Genomic DNA, 24,902 nt, shown 5'->3' with positions numbered 1-24,902 from the left:
CTCCGCGTCAGCGCCGCATGGGTTGCAGCTTGCCGTAGGTGAGGCAGCGCCACGCCCACTCGAACGGTCCGAATCGGAATCGCCGGAGCCAATACGTGCTGAGGATGCATTGCCCGATATACACGGCCACGCCGAGCACCATCGCCCAGGCCACACCGACCGTCGTCAGCAGGCCAAAGGCGTATCCATAGAAGAGAGTCGTGAAGAAAAAGGAATGAGATAGATAATTCGTAAATGCCATTTGCCCGAGGGGGGCGATGCGCAGCAAGGCCGCACGGGCACCGGGGCGTTGCAGCAACAGCAGGAAAAGCGCCCCGTAACCCAAGGTGAATAGGCGCAGAATGGCACTGCTCGAGGCGCGAAGGATTTCGTCCTTGGCATGCGGATTCAGTGCTTCACCGGCTGGGGTCAGGCGGAGAATGGCATAGCCCGCCCCCACCGCGATGCCGATCCGTGCCACCCAAACGAGCGGGTGCCGGTAGCGTTCGACGTCGCGAAGGATGCCCGCGTGCCAAATGCACGCGCCAATGAGAAAATTGCTTACCTCGGTGGGGACTTCCAAAAAGGAAAACCGAAACATGAAATACCAAACTTCGGACGCGCGGAACTTCACCACATCGAAATAGCTTCCCGATCCATAGATGGAGAGCGCATCTCGATAGTGCTCGGCGGTGGCGCCGCCCGAGGGCGGAATCAGGGTGGGCCAAAGCCAAAGAATGAACGCGCGCCCCCCGAGCAAGGCCACGGCCACGGCCAGCAGGGTGGCCGGGCGTCTTCGGATCAATGGGAGTGCGATGAGCCCGGAGACGGCATACGACGTGAGCACGTCCCCATTCCAAAGCAGGAGCATGTGCGCGAGGCCGAATGCGAGCAGCACGATCAGGCGGCGCGCGAGCAGCGGGATGGGCGACGCTCCACGCGCCTGCGCACGCTCGTAGAAGATGCACATGCCCACGCCGAACAGCAGCGAGAACATGGTCATGGCCTTGCCTTGGAGCACCACCGCGAGCACGTTCTGGGCGGCCCGATTGACCCACGATGGGTCGGGTGTAAGCGGAAAACGCAGCGGGTAGGGGACGCGGAAGCCGTCCACGAGGTTCATCATGAGCACACCCAGGAGCGCCGCGCCGCGGAGCACGTCGAGGTCTTGAATGCGCGAGGCGGTGCCGACCGGGGTTGCGCGTGAAGCATCGACGCCACCGTCTCGAGCTTCTGGCAATGCGACTTCCAGCATGGGACAACCTCCCATTGTCGCTTGCCGTTAGAAGGAATGCGATAGGTTTCCCCGCGAGAAATATGCAGCGGGTGGTCACGGTGGTTGCCGGCCCCGCGAAAAGGCCGCGGGGATCGCGTTTGCACCCTCCAACCCTCCAACCCTCCAACTAACCCCCCCGCGAGCGAAACGGGCTCTCCGTCGGCCGCCGAAGGGGATGCCGGTCTCCGCCGCGGAGTGCCGAACGAGTTCGCGCGATCGGTCTCCTTCGAATCGTGCATTGGCGCTTTCGAAAAATGGACGCTGCGCACGACCACCGATCGGACGCTCGCGCGCCGGCGACCGGGCGGACTCTTCGCCGGCCTGACAGCGTCGTCAGCGTCGGTCCTCGGAGGCTGCACGTTTTCGATGCGATGGTTCCCGTGGAGCCCGCGACCTTGCCCGGCGCCTCGAGGTTGCCGGCTTCGCGATGTCGCGGTCCAAACGGACCCCGGGGCGCGCGTTCAAGTTCTGCGCGCGCAAACCTCGAGCGCACGCGGAGGCCGAGTGAGCATCATCTATTGAGTCTCGCGTCTTGGGTGGACGCCCTGCGTACGAAACCGACGCGCCCCAAGCGAGTCTGCAGGCCGCACGCATGACGATTCGTTGCACCGCGAAACACGCGCGTTGCACGGCGAGACAAGGGCGAAACATCCGAGTGACCGCTGCGTTTCGCCGAGGGGGACTCGTACTCTCGTGCGAGTCGTCCTCGCTACATCGCTAGAAATTAATTGGATTACGCAACGGATGAAGTGAATTTTGGAAACAATTGATTCGATGTTAACAAGATAATTTCCTTGCACGTTCCAGGCGTTCGACGTAACACCTCGAGTTCTGGGCGAGGGGTCCGGGCTATGCATCGGCGATTGCGACGCACGCAATTGTGATGGCTATTACACGGGGACGGGGTATGGCAGCGGCCGTCGTAACATCCGGGGAAGAGGCGCGGCGCAGCACGACCAATGGGGTGCTGCATGCTCGTGGTTTGGGGCCAGTGCCGCGGCGTGATGTCGATATGATGACGAAGCGGGTGTTCCCTCCGCTGCGTGCACTCCTGCGAACGGGATACATCTCGCTCAGCGTCGAGGGGGCCGAGCACGTGCCGCGGAGCGGCCCGGCGATTTACGTTGGGAATCACGCCGGCTGGTTCACGATGGACACGTTCCTCGGAGCCATCGCCCTGGCAGACAACGTTGGAATCGATCGGCTCCCCTGGGGCGCGGTTCAGGATGAACTGCTGCGATTGCCCAAAATAGGTCGATTTTTCGAGGCCTTTGGCGGCTTCCCCGCATCCTGGCTCAGGACGCCGGAGTTGATTCCGCGCGAGATGGAAGTCTTCTCGATCTACCCGGAAGGTACCGAGGGGAACTGCAAGTCGTTCCTCCACGCGTACCGCATGCGCCAGTGGCACACGGGCTTTCTCCGCATTGCCTTGGCGCGGGGCGCCCCCATCGTTCCCGTCGCCATCGTCGGTGGCGAAGAGTGCTTGCCCGTTGCGTGGACGCTACGCTTCGTCAAACCGATCTTGGGCACGATTCTGCCGATGCCCTTCACCGTGCTGCCGCTGCCGTCTCGATGGAAGTTCATTTTCCACGAGCCCATAAAGCTGAACGCGAGCGACCTCGGTGACGAACGTGAGCCCGTCGAGATAAGGAAACAACGTGCTCACCGTATGGCCACGAAAATAAGAGACCGTGTCCAACGAACACTCGACGAACGTACTTCGGGTCATATGTTGGCACGGGTTTCGAAGTTGCTCCTGCCTGCAACGCTGTCATCCGTATCCGCGTCGGCGTCGCGTCTCGGTTTTGGCTTTGGGTCAGCTTCGAATGGCTCTGTTTAGTTATTAGTTTCGAAATCGCTTTTTAAGAAACGCTTTCGAAACGAAAAAGATACAACGTTGTTTTTGGTGTGCTCGGAGGGGTCATGCAACGGCACGGTGTGCACACGAATGGATTGTCGACGATGGGGACGTGGTCGCCGAAGACTGCGGCGCCCGCGTTCGAAGCGCAGGATCTTCTCCACGCGATCCCACAGGTCCGCGAGCCCGCGTACGTGATTCGCGAAGCGTCGAGCGGCCGCATCGGCGTCGGTACCGGCGGCGAGGCAAATGGCGCGCGCGATGGCGGCTACGCGCTCCTCGCGAGCTTGCCTCCGCTCTACCCGGAGTGGCTCGGCGATCGCTCGTTCTGCGAGGCGCACCGCACGCGATTTCCGTACGTCGCCGGCGAAATGGCCAATGGTATCGCCACCACGGCGCTGGTGATCGCCATGGCGAAGGGCGGCATGCTCGGCTTCTTCGGTGCGGCGGGTCTCGGCCTCCCGCATGTAGAGAAGTCGCTGGACGAGCTCGAACGAGCGTTGGGCAGTACCGCGCCATGGGGGATCAACCTCATTCACTCGCCGAGCGAGCCTTCGCTCGAGGAGCGCGTGGCGGACCTCTTGGTTCGCAGAGGTGTCGCACGGGTGTGCGCCTCGGCCTTCATGGGATTGACCCCGGCGGTCGTGCATTATGCCTCGAGCGGTCTCCATCTTGCGCCCGACGGACGTATCCGGAGACGGACTCACCTGTTTGCGAAGATCTCGCGGCCGGAAGTGGCCACCCGTTTCATGTCCCCCGCGCCCGCCGACATGCTGGCCGCGTTGGTGGAGCGCGGAAAGCTCACCCAGGAGGAGGCGGAGCTCGCGAAGCGCGTCCCCGTGGCGGAGGACATCACCGTCGAGTCGGACTCCGGTGGTCACACCGACAATCGTCCGCTCGGCGCGCTCTTTCCCTCGATTGCCGCCTTGCGCGCGGACCTCGTCGAACGACATGGCTACACGCGCCCGATCCGCGTGGGTGCGGCGGGCGGTCTCGGCACGCCCACGGCCATCGCCTCCGCCTTTGCCCTGGGCGCCGATTACGTGCTCACGGGGTCGATCAACCAGGCCGCGCTCGAATCGGGTTTGTCCGTGGCCGGAAAACAGATGCTCGCCCAAGCCGACTTGGCCGACGTCATCATGGCGCCCGCCGCCGACATGTTCGAGCTCGGCGTGAAGGTGCAAGTCTTGCGTCGCGGGACCATGTTTGCGACCCGGGCCGCCCGCCTGTACGAAGCGTACGTCACCTATCCATCGCTCGAGGCCATTCCGAACGATGCGCGCAAGCGCCTCGAGAAGGAAGTGCTCAATGCGTCGCTCGACACCATCTGGTCGGAGACACGCCAATTCTGGCTTCGTCGCGATGCCGGTGAGGTCGAGCGCGCCGAGCGGGACCCCAAGCATCGCATGGCGCTCGTCTTCCGCTGGTACCTCGGCAAGTCCAGCCGATGGGCCATCGATGGCGATCCTGCGCGGCGCGCGGATTATCAGATCTGGTGCGGCCCTGCGATGGGCGCATTCAACACGTGGGTTCGCGGGTCATTTCTGGCCAATCCCGAAAACCGATCGGCCGTGCAAATCGCACTGAACCTGCTCGAAGGCGCCGCGGTCATCAGCCGCGCGCAGCAGCTGCGCGCCTCCGGCGTTCCGGTGCCCGCCGCGGCATTCCACTTTCGTCCTCGCCCGCTTTCCTGAGCGAGCCCCTCTCCCCCTCAGCTCCAACTCGGCTTCGTGCCCACTGCATAAAAGGCGTGGAAATGTCCCAGACTCCCATTGCGGTCATCGGGATTAGTGCTCTCTTTCCCGGGTCCACCGACGCGAAAGGCTTTTGGTCCGATATTCTTGCCGGCCGCGATCTGGTCTCCGAGGTGCCTCCGACGCACTGGCTCATCGAGGACTATTACGATCCGAACCCCGCGGCCCCGGACAAAACGTACTGCAAGCGGGGCGCATTCCTCGGGCCCGTCGACTTCGATCCCATGGAGTTCGGTGTCCCGCCGAACATCATGCCTGCGACCGACACGGCGCAGCTTCTCGCGCTCATCGTGGCGCAGAAGGTGCTCGACGACGTCGGCGAGTCCTTCCGGTCCATCGACCGGGAGAAGGTGAGCGTCATCCTGGGCGTGACCTCGGGTCAGGAATTGCTCGGGTCGATGGTGAGCCGTTTGCAACGGCCCATTTGGCTCAAGGCGTTGCGCGACTCAGGCATTCCCGAGGCCGAGGCGCAGGGCATTTGCGAGCGCATCGCGAACCATTACGTGCCCTGGCAGGAATCGAGCTTTCCCGGCCTGTTGGGCAATGTGGTGGCCGGTCGCATTGCGAATCGCTTCGACCTGCACGGTACCAATTGCGTGACGGACGCCGCGTGCGCGAGCGCACTCTCGGCCCTTTCCATGGGCATGAACGAGCTGGCCGTCGGTCAGAGCGATCTCGTGATCACGGGCGGTGTCGACACCATGAACGACATCCTCATGTACATGTGCTTCAGCAAAACGCCGGCTCTGTCGCCGTCCGGCGATTGCCGCCCCTTCTCCAGCGCGGCCGACGGCACCTTGCTCGGTGAAGGAATGGCCATGTTGGCGTTGCGCCGTCTCGAGGACGCCGAGCGAGACGGTAATCGCATTTATGCCGTCATTCGCGGATTGGGCTCCTCGTCCGACGGGCGCAGCAAGAGCGTGTACGCACCGCTGCCCGAGGGGCAGGCGCGCGCGCTCCGGCGTGCCTACGAACAAGCAGGGTACGGGCCCGAGTCCGTCGAATTGATGGAGGGGCACGGCACGGCCACCAAGGCGGGGGACGTGGCGGAGTTCACCGCGCTCAAACAGGTCTTCGGCGAGAGCGCACGCAGCGGCGAGAACAAGCCGTGGTGCGCGCTGGGATCGGTCAAGTCACAGATCGGCCACACGAAGGCGTCGGCCGGTGTCGCGGGCCTGCTCAAGACGGTGCTCGCCCTGCACCACAAGGTGCTGCCGCCGACCATCAAGGTCGATGCGCCGAATCCGAACCTCGAAATCGAGCAGAGCGCATTTTATCTCAACACGTACGCGCGTCCGTGGATTCGCGAAAGCACGTTTGCACGGCGCGCATCGGTGTCGAGCTTTGGCTTCGGCGGCAGCAATTTCCACGTGGCGCTCGAGGAGTACGTGGGGACCGCGCCCAAGGCGTTTCGTCTGCGTTCGCAGCCCAGCGAGCTTTTCGTGCTCAGCGCGCCCTCCGCGAAGGAACTCGCCTCGGCGTGCCGAACGCATGTCGCGAAGGTGAAGGAGTCGGGGCTCGCGTCTTCCGCGCGCGCCTCGCAGGCGGCGTTCGAAAGCGGCGAAGGCTCGCGCCTCGCGGTGGTGGCCAGCAGCGGCGACGATCTCGTGGCCAAGCTGGAGCAGGCGGCGGGGTTGCTCGATTCCGGCGGGGGGAAAGCGTTCTCCACGCCGACGGGTATCCATTACGACGAAGGCGCCCCCGAAGGAAGCATCGCGTTTCTCTTCTCGGGGCAGGGCAGCCAGTACGTCGGCATGGGCGCCGATCTGGCCATGGCCTTCGATGCGGCGCGCGAGGTCTGGGACGATGCCGCCGCGCTCCAGTTCGACGGTGCGCCGGTGCACGAGGTCGTGTTCCCGCGCCCGGTCTTCACCGATGCCGATCGCGATGCGCAGGCCGCGCGCCTCACGGCCACGGAGTGGGCGCAGCCGGCCATCGGGGTAACCAGCCTGGCCGCGCTCTCCGTGCTGCGCGAGGCCGGGGTGCATCCGGACGCCGTCGGCGGGCATAGCTTCGGCGAGGTGACCGCGCTGTGCGCGGCCGGTGCACTGGATCCGATGTCGCTCGTGGCGGTGGCGCGGGCACGCGGCACCCTGATGCGTGACGCGGCGACGACGCCGGGCGCGATGACCGCGGTGCCGCTCCCGATCGACGAGGTTCGCCCGTTGCTCGAGGGCACCGAGGTCGTCATCGCGAACCACAATCACCCGACGCAGGTCGTTCTCTCCGGCAAGGTGGAGGCCATCGAGCGGATCGAGCGCACGCTCGCCGGGAAGAACGTCAACGCGAAGCGCCTGCCCGTGGCCACGGCGTTTCATAGTTCGCTGGTTGCGGGCGCGAGCGCGCAATTCGGCGAGTTCCTCGGGAAGACGCCCTTCCGGACCCCGGTGCTCGACGTGTATTCGAACACCGACGCGGACGTGTATTCCGACGACGTGCGCACCCGCCTCGCCGAGCAATTGGCGAAGCCCGTGCGGTTCGTCGACCAAATCGAGAAGATGTGGGAGCGCGGCGTGCGGACCTTCGTGGAAGTCGGTCCCGGTGCGGTGCTCACCGACTTCGTCACGCGCACCCTGGGCGAACGCCCGCACCGTGCGATAGCGACGGACCGCAAGGGACGTCACGGCGTCACGAGCTTGAACGAGGCGCTGGGCCGGCTCGCCGTGGCGGGCGTCGCGGTGGACTTCTCGATCTTGTGGTCCCACGACGCACCCGTGCGCGATACGCCGGCGCGCAAGCCGCAGATGGCCATTGCCATCACCGGCGCCAACGTCGGAAAGCCCTACCCGCCGCCGCATCCGCAACCGAAAGCGCAGCGGGTGGTCGAAGTACCGAAGCCGCGCGTGGTCGAAGAGCCGAAACCGCGCGTGGTGGTCGAAGAACGTCGTGCGCCGGTGCACATAGCGAACGGAGCGAACGGAATGAACGGAACGAATGGGCTGAATGGATCCAACGGGACGAATGGGTCGTCGTTGACACACAAGCCGGTGAGGGCGCATGCCGCGCCCATCACGCGGGAAGTGGAGAAACGCGAACCCGTTGCGTGGTCGCCCGATGCCCAAGTGGCATGGTTGCAGGCGTACCAGGAGGCGCAGCGCACGATGGCCGAGGCGCATGCGACGTACCAACGCATCACGGCCGAGAGCCACATGGCCTTCCTCAAGGCGGCGGAAACGTCGTATTCCGCGCTCGCGGCGATGGTCGAGCCGTCGTCGGCGGTGTCGGTGGCATCGGCACCGGCGCTGATCACGTCGTACGTGGCACCGCCGCCACCTCCGCCGCCGCCGGTGGAGGAGGTGTCGTACGTGGAGGCGCCACCCGCACCGCCGCCTGCACCCGTGGCCGCATACGTCGCGCCGGTCGCGTCGGCCGCGCAACAAGCTGCGCCACCTCCGCCGCCGAAGGAAGCGCCTGCGCCGGCCGCGGCGCCCGCGCCCGCACCGGGCGTCGATCTCGAAGCGTTGCTGCTCACCGTGGTGGCCGACAAGACCGGGTACCCGGTCGAAATGCTCGGCATGCACATGGAGCTCGAGGCCGATCTCGGCGTCGACTCCATCAAGCGGGTCGAGATCCTCTCGGGCATGCGGGAGCGTGCACCGGGGCTGCCGGAGGTCGTGGCCAGCGAAATGGCCGCCTTGCGGACACTGGGGCAGATCGTCGGTTACATGCGCGAGCGCGGCGCCGTTGGAGAAGGCGGTGCCCGCCCTTTCGTCCAGACGGGGAGGGGAACATCTCCTCTCCCCAGCGCGCCTGAGCGTGCGCGCACCCAACGCTATGTCGTGCAGGAGCGTCCGGCTCCGGCGGCAGGCTTGGCCCAAGCAGGTCTGCTCGGCGCCAAGCGCGTCGTGCTGACCGACGACGGAACCGGCGTGGCGCAGGCCCTCGCGCGCACTTTGGTGCGCGCGGGCCTGCCCGCGGAGGTCGTGACCGAGGTTCCCGAGGACGCCGATGCGGTGATCTTCCTCGGAGGACTTCGCCCCGTGACCAGCGTCGACGAGGCGCTGGCCGTGGACACCGAGGCCTTTCACGCGGCGCGCGCCGTGGCGAAGCGCTTCTCGAACGAGCGCGGCGTCTTCGTGACGGTGCAGGACACCGGCGGTGATTTCGGTCTGTCCGGCAAAGAGCCGCTGCGCGCATGGCTCGGCGGTGTGGCGGCCTTGGCCCGCACCGCGGCGCTCGAATGGAACCAGGCCTCGGTCAAAGCCATCGACGTGGAGCGCGCAGGGCGCTCGGCCGAGGTGCTGGCCGAGGCGCTGGCCGCCGAGTTGCTCGAAGGTGGCAGTGCGCGCGAAGTCGGCTTGCATGGCGACGGCACGCGAACGACCTTGGCCAGTGTCCCGACGCCCATCGAGAGAGGGGCCATTGCGGCAGGAGCAAACACGCTGAATGAACAATCCGTGCTCGTCGTCTCCGGCGGCGCGCGCGGTGTGACAGCCTCGTCGCTGGTGGCGCTGGTCCGCCAAACGCGCGCGCGGGTGGCACTGTTCGGACGCACCCCGCTGACCGACGAACCGGCAGTATGCCGCGGCCAGCGCGACGATGCATCCCTCAAGCGTGTACTTCTGGCCGACGCGAGTGCGCGCGGTGAAAAGCTCACGCCGGCGACGTTGGGCGCGCAGGTCGCGCGCATCGTGGCCAACCGTGAGATCCGCGCCACGCTCGATGCCATCGCCGATGCCGGCGGCCAGGTGCGCTACTTCGATGTGGACGTGCAGGATACCGCACGCCTCCACGAAGCGCTCGCCTCCATCCGGCAGACGTGGGGCCCCATCACCGGCATCGTGCACGGTGCCGGGGTTCTCGCGGACAAGTTCATCGCCGAGAAGACCCCCGAGCAGTTCGCCCGCGTCTTCGGGACCAAGGTCCTCGGGTTGCGCGCCTTGCTCGATGCGACGGCGAGCGATCCTCTCGCGGTCATCGCGCTCTTCTCGTCGGTGGCCGCGCGCACCGGCAACCCCGGCCAGAGCGATTACGCCATGGCCAACGAAGTCCTCAACGCCGTCGCCTCCGCCGAACGCAATCGTCGTCAGGGCGCGTGCGTGGTCAAGTCGATCGGCTGGGGACCGTGGGAAGGTGGCATGGTCACCCCCGCACTCAAAGCGCTCTTCGAGGAACGCAAAGTGCCGCTCCTCTCCATCGAAGACGGCGCGAACCGTTTCGTCCAAGAGCTGCAAGGCTCGCCCGACGAAGTGGTCACCGTCATCGGCGGTGAGCTCGGCGCCGCGCCGGAACGGATCACCTCCGTCGAAGCGCGCGTGAATCGGGACTCGCACCCGTTCTTGATCGACCACAGCGTGGGAGGCCGCGTCGTTCTCCCCATGGTGATGGCCCTCGATTGGCTCGTGCGCGCAGCCCGCGACGGATCGCCCGAGGCGCGATGCATCGAGCTGCGCGACCTCAAGGTCCTTCGCGGGATCAAACTCGATCGCTACGACAGCGGCGGCGACGTCTTCACCGTGACCTGCCGCCCGCGGGCCAGCACCCAGGGTGAGCAGCTCCTGCAGGCCGAGTTGCGCGGCGCCGGAAACGCGCTGCACTACAACGCGACCCTCGTCCTCGCGCAAGGTTCACCCACCGTGCAACGCGCCTCGGTGACCGAGCCTTCGCTCGGACCGTGGACCAAGGTCATCTACGACGGCCATATCCTCTTCCATGGGCCGAAGTTCCAGATGGTCCGTGCCATCGAAGGCGTCTCGCGCGATGGCCTGATCGGGACCCTCCACGGCGTGCGCGAGCTCGGCTGGAGCCATCCCTCCTTCCAGACCGATCCCGGGATCCTCGACGGCGCGCTGCAGCTCGCCGGCCTCTGGGCGTGCCACGTACTCGGCGGGGCCACCTTGCCGATGGCCATCGCGCGCTACCGCATCCACGAGGCCCTGCCCCAAGGCGACATCCGTTGCATCGTGCACGGGCGTCAAGTTCACCATGCGCGCGGCGTCGCCGACGTGGCGCTCGTCGATGCGCAGGGCCGACTCGTCGGCGAGCTGCTCGGCGTCGAAAATGTGCTCCGCCCCGGCGAAGGCCCCAACGTGTCGACAGGTACGGCCCATGCAGTTTGAACCCATCGCCATCGTTGGCAGTTCCTGCACCCTGCCCGGCGCGCTTTCGCCCGCGTCGCTCTGGAAGAACGTGCTCGCCGGGCAGAGCGCCATCACCCACGTGCGCAAGGAGCGCTGGGACTCCGAGCGCATCGGCACCGAAGCGTGGTCCGACGCCGGCGGGTACGTCGAAGGCTTCGATGCCGGCTTCGACCCGAACGGTTTCTCCCTCCCCGCCGACGACGTGCGCCGTCTCGACCCGGTCTTTCAATGGGTCCTGCACGGCGCACGCGAAGCGCTCCGCGGCATCGGGCACGAAGGCCGCTCCCCGCGCGCCGGCTTGATCCTGGGCAACCTCTCCTTCCCCACGCGTGCCCTGGCCGGCTATTCCGAGAGCGTCTGGCTCGACCGGCAGGGCAGCGGCTTTCTTCGGGGCAAGGCGCGCGAGATCGCCGGGATCGAGCGCCCGCTCGCGTACGACCGCTTCATGTCCGGCCTGCCCGCGAACCTCGCGGCGCGCGGCTTGGGCCTCGAGGCGTGCGCCTTCGCGCTGGATGCGGCGTGCGCCTCGTCGCTCTATGCGATCAAGCTCGCATGCGATCGCCTTCACGACCGCAAGGCCGACGTCCTCGTGGCCGGCGCGGTCAACGCGTCGGACACCTTGTTCATCCACGTCGGCTTCTGTGCGCTCTCGGCCATGAGCCGCACCGGCCAGAGTCGCCCGTTTCACCGCGACGCCGACGGCCTCGTCCCCGCGGAGGGCGCCGGCTTCGTCGTGCTCAAGCGCCTTCGCGATGCCGTGGCCGCCGGCGACCGCATCCTCGGGATCATCCGCGGGATCGGCCTCTCGAACGATGGCCGCGGTCGCGGCCTCCTGGTGCCCTCCGAGGAGGGACAGATCCGCGCGATGCGCCTCGCGTACGCGATGGCCGAGCTTTCGCCGCGCGATATGTCCGTCGTCGAATGCCACGCCACCGGCACGCCGGTGGGCGACGCCACCGAGGTGCGCAGCATGTCCCGCGTCTTCGAGGGCGTGCGCGATTTGCCCATTGGTTCCATCAAGTCGAACCTCGGGCACTTGATCACGGTGGCCGGCATGGCCGGCGTGATCAAGGTTCTATCGGCCATGGAGGCCGGCACATTGCCGCCGACCCGCCGCGTGGAGGCGCCCATCGACGCGCTCGCGGATTCGCCCTTTCGCTTGTTGACCTCCCCCGAACCGTGGGGGACGGGTTCGCCGCGCCGCGCGGCCGTGAGCGCCTTCGGCTTCGGAGGAAACAATGCGCACCTTCTTCTCGAGCAATGGACGGGTGTCGAGACGTGGTCCCGCACGCAGGTTGCAGTCCCGGAGACGGTTGCCAGCACTTCGCCGCCGGTGGCCGTCGTGGGGCTCTTCGCCGCCATGGGCGAGGACCGCGACCTCGCGGATTTCACATCGCAGCTTTTTTCGGCCGAGCCCAGTGCAGGTGCGCGGCAAAGCGTCACCGTTGCGCTCGAGGGCTTCCGCTTTCCGCCCAACGACATCGCGCATACGTTGCCGCAGCAACTCTTCATCCTCGAGGCGGCGCGCGAAGCTGCGCGGGGCATTGCGCTTCCCCGCGAGCGCACGGCGGTCCTCGTCGGCATGGGGACCGACCCCGAGGTGGCGCGCTACGGCGTGAGGTGGAAGATCGCCTCGTGGGCCGAGCGGTGGGCGTCATCCCTCGGAACGAAAGCCGACCCCGCCTGGGTGAGCGCGGCGCAGGATGCCGCGCAATCGCACCTCGTGTCGGCCGGCGTGCTGGGCACGATGCCGAACATCCCGGCCAACCGGATCAATAGCCAGCTCGATCTCGCAGGTCCGAGCATGACCGTGTCGGCCGAAGAGTCGTCCGGCGTGGCCGGCCTGGAAGTCGCCGTGCGGGCCCTGCAGAAGCGCGAGCTCGATGCGGCGCTGGTCGGCGCGGTGGATCTCTCCGACGAGACCGTGCACCGCACCGCGCTCGCCGAGCTGGGCGTGCACCGCATGCCCGCGGACGCCGCCGTCGTGCTGATCTTGAAGCGCCTCGACGATGCGCTGGCCGATGGAGACCGCGTGCTCGCCGTCCTCGACGAGAGCGCGGAGCCGTCGCTGCAGGTGAGCGAACCTCTCGCACCGCGCGGAAGCGCGCACGCGGCGGCAGGTTTGCTCGACGTCGCCGCCGCGGTCCTCATGGTGCACCACGGGCTGCGGTTCGAGGCCGATCGCACCACCACATCGTGGGCCGGCGCGCGGGTGGCGCGTGTCCGCACGGCGTCGCTCCTCGGCCCCTCGATCGACATCACCGTGCGCGCGCACGGTCCTGCGGAGCCGCTGCCCCCGGCCGATGCGCCGCACACGCAGCCCGGTCGCGAGATGACCGTCACCGTCGCCGCCCATCGCCGTGATCTCTTGCTTTGCCCAATGGAAGGGGATGTCCAACTCATGGATCCTGCGCCGCACCTCGCGCCCATTCTCGATGAATCCGACGCCGAGCCCCTGCCGCGTGCCGCCCGTCCGGCCACCGCCCCGGCCCCGCGCCGTACGGTCGCTCCAAGGTTGGCCACAGCCCTCGCCCATGCCGGCGAGCAACAGGCGCGCGTTGCCGCCGTGCACGAGGAATACCTCACCGGCCAAGCCGCGACGTACCAACGCTTCCTTGCATTGCAGCAAACCATCGTGCGCGATCTCTTGGCCCGCGCACCGCGCCCGTCCGCCCCGAGCTTCCGGCCCGTAGCGCCGCAGCCGTCTCTCCCGGTGCCCGTGCCAATCCCTGCCCCGGTGCCGCACAAGGTGACGACGTTCTCGCGCGCCGAGCTCGAGGTGCACGCATCGGGACGCATCTCGTCCATCTTCGGCCCCGCCTTCGAAGGCCAAGATCGATTCGCACGCCAGGTTCGCATGCCGGAACCGCCGCTCTTGCTCGTCGACCGCGTGACCGGCATCGAGGCGGAGCCCAATTCGATGCGCACGGGCACCATCCGCACCGAGACCACGGTGCGCGCCGACGGCTGGTACCTGCACGATGGCCGCATGCCCGCGGGCATCATGATCGAATCCGGCCAGGCCGACTTGATGCTCATTTCCTGGCTGGGCATCGATCGCTTCAACCGCGGCGAGCGCGTGTACCGCTTGCTGGGGTGCGAGCTCTCCTACCAAGGCGAACTTCCGCGCCCAGGCGACGTCCTCGATTACGACATCCACATCGATGGCCATGCCCAGGACGGCGACACGCGCCTCTTCTTCTTCCACTACGACTGCCGCGTGAACGGCAAACCGGCACTCCGCGTGCGCGGCGGGCAGGCCGGCTTCTTCAGCGACGAGGAGCTCGCGAACTCCGCCGGCGTCCTCTGGGATCCCGCGGCCGACAAGCCCACCACCGGCGCCAAACTCGACCCGCCGGTGGTGAATCCCACGAAGTCGAGCTTCGACGCCGAGGACCTGCGCGCCTTCTCCGAGGGCCGCATCGACGAGTGCTTCGGCCCGGGCTTCGAACTGGCCCGCACGCACGTCCGCAGTCCGCGCATTGCCGCCGGCCGCATGCTGCTCCTCGAAAAGGTCACCGACCTCGCCGTGCGCGGTGGTCCGTGGGGCCGCGGCTACCTCCGCGCGGAACTGCCCATCACCGAGGACCAGTGGTTCTTCGACGGGCACTTCAAGAACGACCCGTGCATGCCTGGCACCCTCATGTTCGAGGGGTGCCTCCAGGCCATGTCCTTCTACCTGGCCGCCCTCGGATTCACCCTCGACCGCGACGGCTGGCGCTTCGAACCCGCGCAAGGCACCACCTCGTGGATGCGTTGCCGGGGTCAGGTCACGCCGGCGTCGAAGATGCTCGTGTACGAAGTCTTCGTCCACGAAGTCTCGGGTGGCACCCATCCCGAATTGAAGGCCGATTTGCTCTGCACCGTCGACGGTGTCAAAGCCTTCCACGCCGCGCGATTCGCCATTCGGTTGGTGCCCGATTGGCCGCTCGAAGCCTGGAAACTCGGCGCGTACCACGAACCCACCACCGCCGGATTGCCCTTGGCGAAACTCGGCGGCCTTCAAGGCTACGTGGAGCCCAAGCCCGTGGCGACCCACGAAGGTTTCGCCTTCGACTACGGCTCGCTGCTCGCGTGCGCCTGGGGCCGGCCCACCACCGCCTTCGGCCCCTTCTACGAACGGTTCGACAGTGCACGCCGCGTCGCCCGCCTTCCGGGCCCGCCCTACCATTTCGTCTCGCGCGTGCTGCGCGTCGACGCCGAAATGGGCGTGATGAAGAATGGCGCCTCGGTGGAAGTCGAATACGACATTCCGCCCTCCGCCTGGTATTTCGACCTCGCGGGCACCATGCCGTTCTGCGTCTTGATGGAGGCCGCGCTGCAGCCGTGCGGCTGGCTGGCGAGCTTCATCGGCAGTACGCTCTCGACGGACATCGATCTGATGTTCCGTAACCTCGACGGCACCGCCACCCTCACGCGCGAGATCCGCCCCGACTCCGGCACCCTGCGGACCCGAGCGCGCATCGTCAACATCTCCAAATCGGCGGGGATGATCATCGAGTCGTTCCTCGTGGAATGCTTCCTCGGCGACGAGCGCATCTACGAGATGAACACGGTGTTCGGCTTCTTCCCCAAGGAGGCCTTCGAGAACCAGAGCGGCCTGCCGGTGACCGACGACGAGCGCACGCGCATCGCGCAGCCTGCTCCTCTCTCCATCGACCTGCGCACCCGCCCCGCGCGCTACTTCGATGGCGCGCCGCGCGTCCCCGGCGGCATGCTCTGCATGCTGGACCGTATCACCGCCTTCGAACCCCAGGGAGGGCGCAAAGGCCTGGGCTGGGTGCGCGGCGAAAAGGATGTCGACCCCGCGGAGTGGTTCTTCAAGGCCCACTTCTTCCAGGATCCCGTGCAACCCGGATCGCTGGGCATCGAGGCGTTTTGCCAGCTGCTGCAGGTCTTCATGATCGAACGCGGCATGGCGGCCGGCATTCCCGGACCGCGCTTCGAGCCCGTGGCCATCGACCGCAAGGTGTCGTGGAAGTACCGCGGCCAGGTCGTGCCGAAGAACCGTCTGATCACCACCGAGATCGAGATCACCGAGATCGGCACCGATGCGCGCGGTCGCTACGTGCTCGCCGACGCTGCGCTGTGGGTCGATGGAAAATGCATCTACAACGCCAAGGGCTTCGGCATGCGCATCATCGCATCGTCCGAGCCGCCCGACGACGAGGAGGTGCTCGACCCCAGCCGCGATACGTGGCTCGACGATCACCGGCCGACGTGGACACTGCCCGCGTTGCCGCTCATGTCCATGGTCGACCGCATGGCGGCGCGCGCTCAGGGAAGGGAAGCCTTCTCCGACGTGCGCGTCCACCGCTGGCTCGTCTTTCCAGGCGGACCCGTTCGTCTCCGCACGGACGTGCGCGAGGAGGGCGAGCGCCTGGCCATCACCTTGAGCGCATGGCGCGAGTCGAAGAACGCCGCACTTTCCCGCTTCGAGCCCGTGGCCACCGGCTACGCGGATCGCACGCCGCAGGGCGAGACGCTCCCCGAACCGTGGCCGCCCCTCGACGAGGGCGCGATCATTTCGTCGCCCTACGAAGCGGGGTCGCTCTTTCATGGCCCCGCGTTCCAGATGCTTCGCTCGCTCCGCCTGGGCGCGAAGGGAGCCTCGGCCGTGCTCGACGCCGGTGCGGACGCCGTTCCGCCGGGCACCCTTCGCCAGGGGCTGCTCGACGGGGTGACCCACGCCATCCCGCACGAAGCGTTCTCGCGATGGTCCTCGGACATTCCCGATGACCAAGTGGCCTATCCCCACGCCATTCCCCATTTGCGATTCTACGGTGCACTTCCCTCCAAAGGGGACGTGCGCATCGAAGTCCGATTCGCCGGCTTCGATGGCGACCCGCGTCGCCCCATGGTGGATGCGCAAATCATCGCCGACGGGCGCGTGCTCGCCGAGCTCCGTCTCGTGGAAATCCTGCTGCCGAAAGGCCCCATCGGCATGGCGCCGCCGGAGGCGCGCCGCGCCTTCTTGCGCGACCGAATCTACGTCCCCGGCGTGGGCCTCGCCCAGCACGAGGCCGAGGCCACCCGCCTCGAGCTCGGCTCGGTGCAACAGAGCGATTGGCTCCCCGGCAACGTCGCGCGCATCTACGACACCCGCGCGAATCTCCCGCTCCTCGAACAAGTCGCCATCAAGGAGCATGTCGCGCGCCGCGCCGAAGTGCACCCCGCGGACATCCGCGTGGCCGACGATCTCGCCTCCGCCGTGTCCGCGAGCCGCCCGCTCCGCAACTACCCGTTCCGTCTCGAGCGCGGTGCGGACCACGCCCTCGTGTCCGCCACCGGCGAATCCACCCTGGACATCTCGTCGGTGACGCAGTTCTGGCGCGAGCACTTCGCGTGCGGCGCCTGGCCCGTGGAAGACCTCTTCTACGGCCTCGTGGACCACTTCGTCGGCGATGTCGTCCTGACCGATCCGCGCGCCCTGGAGGCGATCCGCGGCCGCAGTGTCCTCTACTTGGCCAATCACCAAGTGGGCATCGAGTCCCTGATGTTCTCGGTGCTCATTCCCGCGCTCACCGGAAGCATCAGCATCACCCTGGCCAAGGCCGAACATCGCACTTCGTGGCTCGGTGGCCTCATTCGCCACTGCTTCACGTACCCCGGCGTGCACGACCCCCAGATGATGACCTTCTTCAACCGCGAGGATCAGTCGGAGCTCATCTCCGTCGTGCAAAATCTCGCCGCGGAGATGCGCACCAACGGCAAGAGTGCCATGATCCACGTGGAGGGGACGCGCTCGCTTTCCTGCCGGCAGCCCGTGGTTCGAATGAGCTCGACGGTCCTCGACATGGCCCTCGGCGTCGGCTGCCCCATCGTACCTTTGCGCTTCAGCGGCGGACTCCCCGTCGAGGACCTCGAGGAGCGCGAAGAGTTCCCCGTCGGCTACGGCCGGCAAACCATCTGGGTAGGCCGCCCCATCGAGGCGGAGCAGGTTGCCCGCCTGCCGCTCAAAGAGCGCAAACAGTGCATCATCGAAGCCATCAATGGCCTCGGACCCGCGTGCTCCGACGAGCAACCGAGCGCGCCGAATCCCGAATTGAAATCCGCCGTACAATCATGGATCCGCGCCACGGGTGTCGTGGCGAGCGACGCCGTACTCTTTTCCGTGTTGAACGCGGCGCGCACCACCCGGTCCGCGCTGACCGAGCGCCTGCTCGAGGGCGCACGAACGGGAAAGCTCGTGCTGGGCGGCAGCACGGAAGAGCAATGGCTCGGCGCGCTGGCACTTCGACTTTTCGGACCGAGGGGGCCCTCGGTCGAATCGTCGTAACTCTTGTTTCTCGACGAAGAAGGAGGTCCAAAGATGGTGAACGGCACCGCCGACGAGGTGCATTCCGTGGGGAGCCCAGGGGCGTATACCCGTGAACAGGTCATGCTCACGCTTTCGTTCATATCCTATTTGGGTATTTTCGAAATCCTGGACGATGCGAAAACCTCGGCACAAATCCTCAATCAAATCAACAAAGCCCTGGCGAAGACTCCGCCCGTAGCGGGCAATTGGCAGGTCATTTGGGGACCTGCCCGCTACGATGGGTTTTTGACGATCTTCGACGAAAATCTCATGTTCGTGGTCCAATCGATCCACGACCCGTCGCAGTATGCCATCGTCATCCGCGGGACGAATCCCGTCTCGCTCACCAATTGGGTGCTTCAGGACTTCGCCGTCATCCGGCAGATGGCCTGGCCGTACAACGCGCATCCGCCGGGGCTCAAACCCAAGATCTCGCAGGGCACCGCGCGCGGCCTCCAAGCCCTGCAAAACTCCAAGCCCGTCCGGGGCATCCCGGGCGCGGGCTCCACTTTGTACCAATTTCTGGCCAACGAAGTCCGGCGCAATCCGAGCCCGCGCCTCACCGTGGCGGTCACCGGCCACAGCCTCGGCGGAGCGCTTTCGCCGGCGCTCGCCCTCTGGCTCTCGGACACGCAGCACGCCTCCGACGAGGTGGCGACGCCGCCGTGGGATCCGAACCTCAAATCCCGCATCGAGGTGTATCCCTTCGCCGGTCCGTCACCCGGAAACCGTGATTGGGCGAAATATTACGATTTGAAGCTGGGCGCGAGCACGAAGCGCGTATGGAACCAGTTCGACGTGGTTCCCCACGGCTGGACCGAGGTGGCGCTGAAGAAGTTGCCCCAGCTCTACGATCCCGACATCACCCCCGATTGGCTCATCAACCTGCTCCTATGGAGCACGACCGTCCTCGCGTCGCGCGGAGACTACCTCCAGATTCTCCACGAGACGGAGCCCCTCGGCGGCGGCAAAACGTGCGGCTTCCTCAAAGATTATCTCGGGCAGATGATCTACCAGCACACGGCCGCTTACCCCGAGCTCCTCAAACTGCAGCACGAGCTCGATGCGAATGCCCATTTCCAATACGACGACCAGCTTCGCAACGCCGTGATGGAGGTGGCCAAGGCCTTTCACTCCAAGCAAGCGATGGGCAATGGCAACGGGGACGCGAAACGCGCGGCCATGCCCGCGGTGGTCCCGAAGATCGAGGACGACGACGCCCTCGACGGCTTGTCCGCCGCCGACGCCGAGGTGAAAGCGGCCGAGCCTCGCGTGCTCCGCATTCCCAAAGCTCTCAACCCCGTTTCCCTAGGACTCAAGCGAGCGTACCGCGTGTCCGCCAGCGTTGCGATGCAATTCGTTCCGCACTACCTGGCACTCCATAGTCTCTTCAAACGCCGCTCCCTTTATCGAGATCGCACCCGCCGTCGTACATCGGACTTTGACTTTGGAGCCTGGAGGTGAGCGCCATGTTGAAAATGTCGACTTCGAGCCAAATCGAGGTAGCAGAAGCCCCCGTTTACGACACCGTGCAACCCGAGCCCGCCGGTGCCGATGTCATCGTGGCCGGAAGCGTGCGCGCCCCCATCAACCTGGTATGGCAGCTTTTCCGGCCTTTCGGGCCGGAGATCATGCGCTGGTGGCCCATCTACGATTGGGTCAAGCTCGAGCCCCCGGGGCACGACGTCGTGGGTGCCGTGCGGCACTTCAAGTCGAACGGCCGCACGTACCGGGAACGTCTCATCTTGCGCGATGACTCGACGTACACCGAGCAATACGAATTCGTCGACAGCGACGTGCCCATTCCCATCGAGCGGGCCATCACCACCGTGCAAATGCACGCGGTCAGCGACCTGGAGACGGAGGTGCGCTGGTCGTCGGAGACGAAGGTGAATCCCCTGTTTCTCCCGGTGGTCAAGTTCACGCAGCGGCAGGCCTACTACGGCGCCATCGAATCGCTGGCCCGGTATTTCAATCCGGCCGTGGAGATTCTCGATGTGCGCGTCGTGGGCGCCACGCTCCACCCGATCTGGGGCGTGGTGCCGCCGAACGCGTACGTCGAGGCGCGCATCGGCTCGTCGCAGTCGCATCGCACGCGCGTTCGTCCGCTGAATACCCGTCCGCGCTGGAACGAGAATCTGCAGTTCAACCTCGGCGCGATGGATCGCAACATCGATATCTCGATCTGGAGCGCGAGCCTCGGACGCGATACGTTGCTCGGCACGGCCAAGGTGGAAATTCCGTCGGCGCTCGGGACCGATTGGAGCCAGCTGACCGTGATTCTTCACGGCGCGGCGGCAGGGGAGCTGGTCATCGCCGTGCGGCGACGGCCGGAGTTCCAAGTGCTGCGCGAGACCATGTCCCTGGCGAAAACCCTGGGCAGCCGCCTGGGGAAGTTCGTCCCGCCGCTGGGGCAACTCGGTTTCGAGATCAGCATGCTCGACATGGCGTTCGCGAACATCGAATCGGTGGCGCAGCGTTACCTGTCGCAGACGGTGGGGACGGCGCTGCACCTCGGCAATGGCCAATCCGCGACCGACCTCGCGGGCACGCTGCTTTTGGACATCGGGCGCGCAGCGGCCGGTGTGCAGAACACCATCGAGGGTCTGGCCGGCCAGGCGCTGGCACTCGCGCAGCAGGTCATCGAGAGCATCAAGCAGGGCGACCAGGCGGTGTACTCGTACGAGCGGTACAAGCGTCTGGCGCAGATCCCCGACGTGCCGCTGGAAAACCTCCCGCGCATGGTCAAGGGCCTCCCTCTGCAGGAGCTTTTGACCCCGCCGCAACTGGGCGCCATGCTCCAGCGCGGACTCGAGTACGCCTATTCGCAATTCAATTTGGTCGAGCGCTTCAAGACCGCGCTATTGCAGCGCAAGGACCCGTACGAGTCCTTCCTGCACGGCTGGGTGAAGAAGCAGCCCGCCGTCGTCGACCATTGGAAGGACGATGCGGAGTTCTGTCGGCAGCTGATTCAGGGTCTCCATCCGCTGGTCATCCGCACGGTGCGAAGTCTGGCGGAGATTCCGCCGGCGCTTCTGAGCCTGAGTGCGCAGGGCAAATCGCTCGAGGAACTCATCCGCGATCGGCGGCTGTTCATTCTCGACTATGCGCTCTTGGCGGAGCTCAAGCTCTATCGCAATATGGTCTTTTACGCACCCATCGTCCTCGTGTACCGCGAGCTTCTGGACGATGGCACCTCGCGGCTCAATTTGGTGGGCATCCAATTGACGCGCAACCAGGGGCTCAACGTGGTGTACACCGCGGCCTCGTCCCCGCCGAATCGCTACTTGTACGCGAAGATTCAAGTGGCGTGTGCGGACAACCAGTACCACCAATTCATCTCGCACCTGGGCATTGCGCACTTGGCGATGGAGCCCTTCATCATTGCGCACCACAATATCTTCTATGCGCACCCGGAGCATCCGATTGGCCGATTGCTCGACCCGCATATGCGGCAGACCATCGGCATCAATTACATGGCGAGGCAGACACTCGTCGCGCCCAAGGGTGCCTTCACCGACACCACGTTCGCCCCGGGCACGGCGCAGGCGCTGCAGCTTTTCCTCTCCGCCTGGGAGATGTACGACTTCACTGCGAACAGCTTCCCCGAGGACCTCGCCGCGCGCGGCTTCGACGAGGCGGGCACCGACGGTGTGCAGGGCTACTATTACCGCGACGACGGCTTCAAGATCTGGCGCGCACTCGAGACGTACATCGGTGAAGTGGTGAATGCCGTTTACGCCAACGACAACGCGGTGGCCGCCGACGCCTTGATCCAGCAATGGGCCCTCGAAACGAGCGCCCCCGATCGAGCCGACATACCCGGCTTCCCGAGGGCCATCACCTCGCGCACGCAGCTCGTGCGCACCCTCACGAACATCGTCTTTCAGGCGAGCGCGTTCCACTCTGCGGTGAACTTCCCGCAGATCGATTACCTGTCGTACATCCCGAACCGTCCGGACTCCACCTTGAAGAAGATGCCCGAGGGCGAGGACGACATCACGATGGACTTCATTTACTTCCAGGCGTTGCCCAACTTCTTCGTGTCGAATTTCCAAGTCAGCTTCGCCATGTTGCTGACCACACCGGCCATCGACACGCTGTGGAATTCGCCAGGTCTGGCCAAGGAGTTTCCCGAGATCCACCGGCGCTTCAAGGAGAACCTGCAGAAGATCTCCTCGGACATCAACGAGCGAAATCTCGCGCTCGAGGCGCTCGGGAAGCAGCCGTATCCCTACCTCGATCCTCTCCGCATCGCGACCAGCGTCGCGATCTGACGTGCCATGAGCGCTCCGTACGTGGCATTGATTACGGGGGCGAGCACCGGCTTTGGCCGGCTGCTCGTCCAGACGCTCGCCCGGCGAGGGCACATCGTCTTTGCGTCGATGCGCGGAATCGCCGACAAGAACGCGGGGGCGGCGGCCGAGCTGGCGTCGTTGGCATCCCGCGAGAACCTGGCCCTTCAGGCCATCGAAATGGACGTCACCGACGATCCTTCGGTTCGCAAAGCCATCGACCACGTCATGGCGGATGCGGGCCGGCTGGACGTCGTGGTGAACAACGCGGGCGCCACGGCGTTCGGGCTCTTGGAGTCCTTCAGCGTGGAGCAGGCACGCAAGGCCTTCGAGCTGAACTTCTTTGGCCCGCTGCGGGTCAATCGCGCGGCGCTTCCCATCCTGCGGGCACGTAAATCGGGGTTGTTGGTCCAGGTGACCAGCGCCGGTGCGAGGTACGTACTGCCCTTCTTCGGTCCTTACACGGCGGCGAAATTCGCGGCCGAAGCCCTTGCCGAAACGTACCGCTACGAGCTGGCCTCGGAGGGGATCGATTCGGTCATCGTCGAGCCAGGCGGGTATGGGACATCGTTGGCGAAAAACGCCATCATGGCCGACGACACGGCGCGCGTGCAGTCCTACACGCGCGGGAAAGAGCTGCTTGCGGCCGCCGTCCGCGGCATGACGGCGGCGGCCTCCACGGACAATCCGCAGGAGGTCGCCGACGCCATCGCGGCGCTCATCGAGACACCGCACGGCAAGCGCCCCTTGCGCACCGTCGTGGGGCGGCTCGCCAAATCCTTGCTGGAGGACCTCAACTCCGCCACGGATCGCATCCAAGCCGAGCGCCTCCGTGCCCTCGGCATGGCCGAAATGCTGCAACTTAAATGAAGCTTTTCGCGCGCGGCCAGAGCTCCTTCATCGGGATGCGAAGGCCGCGCGCGATCCATATGGGCTTGTCGTTCTCGTAGGGCATGCAATCCACGCACGTGTACATGGTCCCGAGTTCCACGCTGGTGAACAGCGGCTCCAGTTCGGTCCGTCGCTGGCCGATGACGATGAGCACCTCCCCGGTGCAATCGCGCGGGCCCCAGATCCAATACATGTTGTGACCGGATATGGCTTTCGGAAGCCCATAGCGCGGACCAAAGAGGTCGATGGCACCGGCCTGTCCATAGTTCTGCGCGAAAATGCAGGCCTTGGCCCGCTCGTCCGGCGGCAGTGCCGCATAGACGCGCGCGGTGGTCTCGGCCAATTCGGGCCAGCCGTGCATGTCTGCGAACAGCTGCGGAAGGCGCCCCAAGGCTTGCCGCTCCCCCGAGGAGGGCTTCATCCCGATGGCGGCCATGTAACGCACGAGTGCGTCCTCCGACAAGACCGGCTTTGCCAAGGGCAAGGAGAGCAATCCTCCGCCCCCGACCAGCGTGATGGCCGCGGCGCGCAGCAACTTGCGTTGCGCCGCAAGCCGCTCGACGAGGACGCTGCCGCCGGCAAACAAGCCGGTGTAGGCGGGGGCGAGGTAATACGGTTTCGCATTGCCGGCCACGAGGAAGAGCGCGAGCACCGCGAGGTAAGCCCACCCCAGCGCACGGTAGCGCGCGGCCTCGCGGGAAAAGAGGAAGTAGCCGAGCCCCCCGAGCCAGAGCGGCGCGGAGAGTGGCCCCATGAGCAGGAATTGCTCGAGCACGAAGCTCGCCGGCGAAAGCGCGACATTTTTGAGCTCGCGGGCGCGGGTCATGAATTCGCGCAGCGGCCAACCATGCACCTGCTGCCAGACGACGTAGGGTACGAAGAACAGCACCGCCAGGCCGGCCCCGAGCCAGAACCCGCGGCTGCGCAGGTGGTTCCAACGGCGTCCTAGCACCAGGCCGACGCCCACGCCGAAACCCAGGAACAAGATGCTGATCTTGTTCTCGAGCCCGATGCCTGCGACGGCGCCGAACACGAGCCAGAGGCGCGTGTCGTCCGTTTTGAGAATTCGAATCACCAGCCAGACGCAAATCGCCCAGAACAGAATGTCGAAGGCATTCATCGACAGAATGCTGGTCAGCGACACCACGACGGGGGCGAGCATCATCCCGATCCCGGCCAAGGTTTGCGCGAACCGCCCGCCGCCCAGCTCGCGGGCCGACTGCGCCGTGAGTCCGACGGTCGCGGCTCCAGCGAGCGCGGGCGTCAGCCGAATGCCGAACAGCGAGGTCCCCAAAACGGCGCGCACGAGGGCCGCGATGATGCCGATCAGCGGCGGATGCTCCACGTACCCGAAACCGAGGTGCTCGCCATTGGCGAGGTAGTACATCTCGTCGCGGAAGTAGCCGTACCCGCGGATGGTCAGCAGGTGAAAAACGAGCGTGATCGCTGCGAGTACGATGGGCACGAGA

The 24,902-nt window shown here is 66.0% G+C and carries 9 protein-coding genes; 7 read left to right on the top strand and 2 right to left on the bottom strand.

The genetic code is table 11. The features are described from left to right. Window positions 1-7: 7 nt before the first annotated feature. Entirely contained in the window at window positions 8-1,234 is a 1,227-nt protein-coding gene (locus LVJ94_45080) for a DUF418 domain-containing protein (protein ID WXB04069.1), read from the bottom strand. 1,033 nt (window positions 1,235-2,267) lie between these two features. On the opposite strand from LVJ94_45080, the gene LVJ94_45075 reads away from it, so the two are divergent. From LVJ94_45075 to LVJ94_45045, 7 genes are all read left to right on the top strand, one after another. Next, window positions 2,268-3,095 (top strand): 1-acyl-sn-glycerol-3-phosphate acyltransferase, encoded by an 828-nt coding sequence (locus LVJ94_45075; GenBank protein WXB04068.1) that lies wholly within the window; start codon window positions 2,268-2,270, stop codon window positions 3,093-3,095. An 83-nt stretch (window positions 3,096-3,178) separates the two neighbouring features. Beyond that, complete coding sequence (locus LVJ94_45070; GenBank protein ID WXB04067.1) at window positions 3,179-4,807, top strand: PfaD family polyunsaturated fatty acid/polyketide biosynthesis protein; 1,629 nt, start codon at window positions 3,179-3,181, stop codon at window positions 4,805-4,807. A 62-nt stretch (window positions 4,808-4,869) separates the two neighbouring features. Then, the gene (locus tag LVJ94_45065) at window positions 4,870-10,926 is read left to right on the top strand and encodes an SDR family oxidoreductase (protein WXB04066.1); all 6,057 of its coding nucleotides are present in this window, start codon (window positions 4,870-4,872) and stop codon (window positions 10,924-10,926) included. Beyond that, a complete protein-coding gene (locus LVJ94_45060) occupies window positions 10,916-18,226 on the top strand; it encodes a polyketide synthase dehydratase domain-containing protein (protein ID WXB04065.1) in 7,311 nt (2,436 codons plus the stop codon). Before LVJ94_45065 ends, LVJ94_45060 begins: the two co-directional genes overlap by 11 nt. Window positions 18,227-18,259: 33 nt before the next feature. Next, a complete protein-coding gene (locus LVJ94_45055; protein WXB04064.1) occupies window positions 18,260-19,711 on the top strand; it encodes a lipase family protein in 1,452 nt (483 codons plus the stop codon). A 5-nt stretch (window positions 19,712-19,716) separates the two neighbouring features. Then, window positions 19,717-22,524: an SRPBCC family protein gene (locus LVJ94_45050; protein ID WXB04063.1), complete on the top strand. Its 2,808-nt coding sequence runs from the start codon at window positions 19,717-19,719 to the stop codon at window positions 22,522-22,524. A gap of 6 nt (window positions 22,525-22,530) precedes the next feature. Beyond that, window positions 22,531-23,412, top strand: coding sequence for an SDR family NAD(P)-dependent oxidoreductase (locus LVJ94_45045; GenBank protein WXB04062.1), 882 nt, complete (start codon window positions 22,531-22,533; stop codon window positions 23,410-23,412). On the opposite strand, the gene LVJ94_45040 is transcribed toward LVJ94_45045, so the two are convergent. Next, window positions 23,405-24,898: a glycosyltransferase family 39 protein gene (locus tag LVJ94_45040; protein WXB04061.1), complete on the bottom strand. Its 1,494-nt coding sequence runs from the start codon at window positions 24,896-24,898 to the stop codon at window positions 23,405-23,407. The two genes, LVJ94_45045 and LVJ94_45040, sit on opposite strands and share 8 nt — an antisense overlap. Between the last annotated feature and the right edge of the window lie 4 nt (window positions 24,899-24,902).

It is taken from the genome of Sorangiineae bacterium MSr11367 (assembly GCA_037157805.1).
In the GTDB taxonomy this organism is placed as follows: Bacteria; Myxococcota_A; Polyangia; order Polyangiales; family Polyangiaceae; genus Pendulispora; species Pendulispora rubella.
This window is presented reverse-complemented; position numbering and strand designations above follow the sequence as displayed.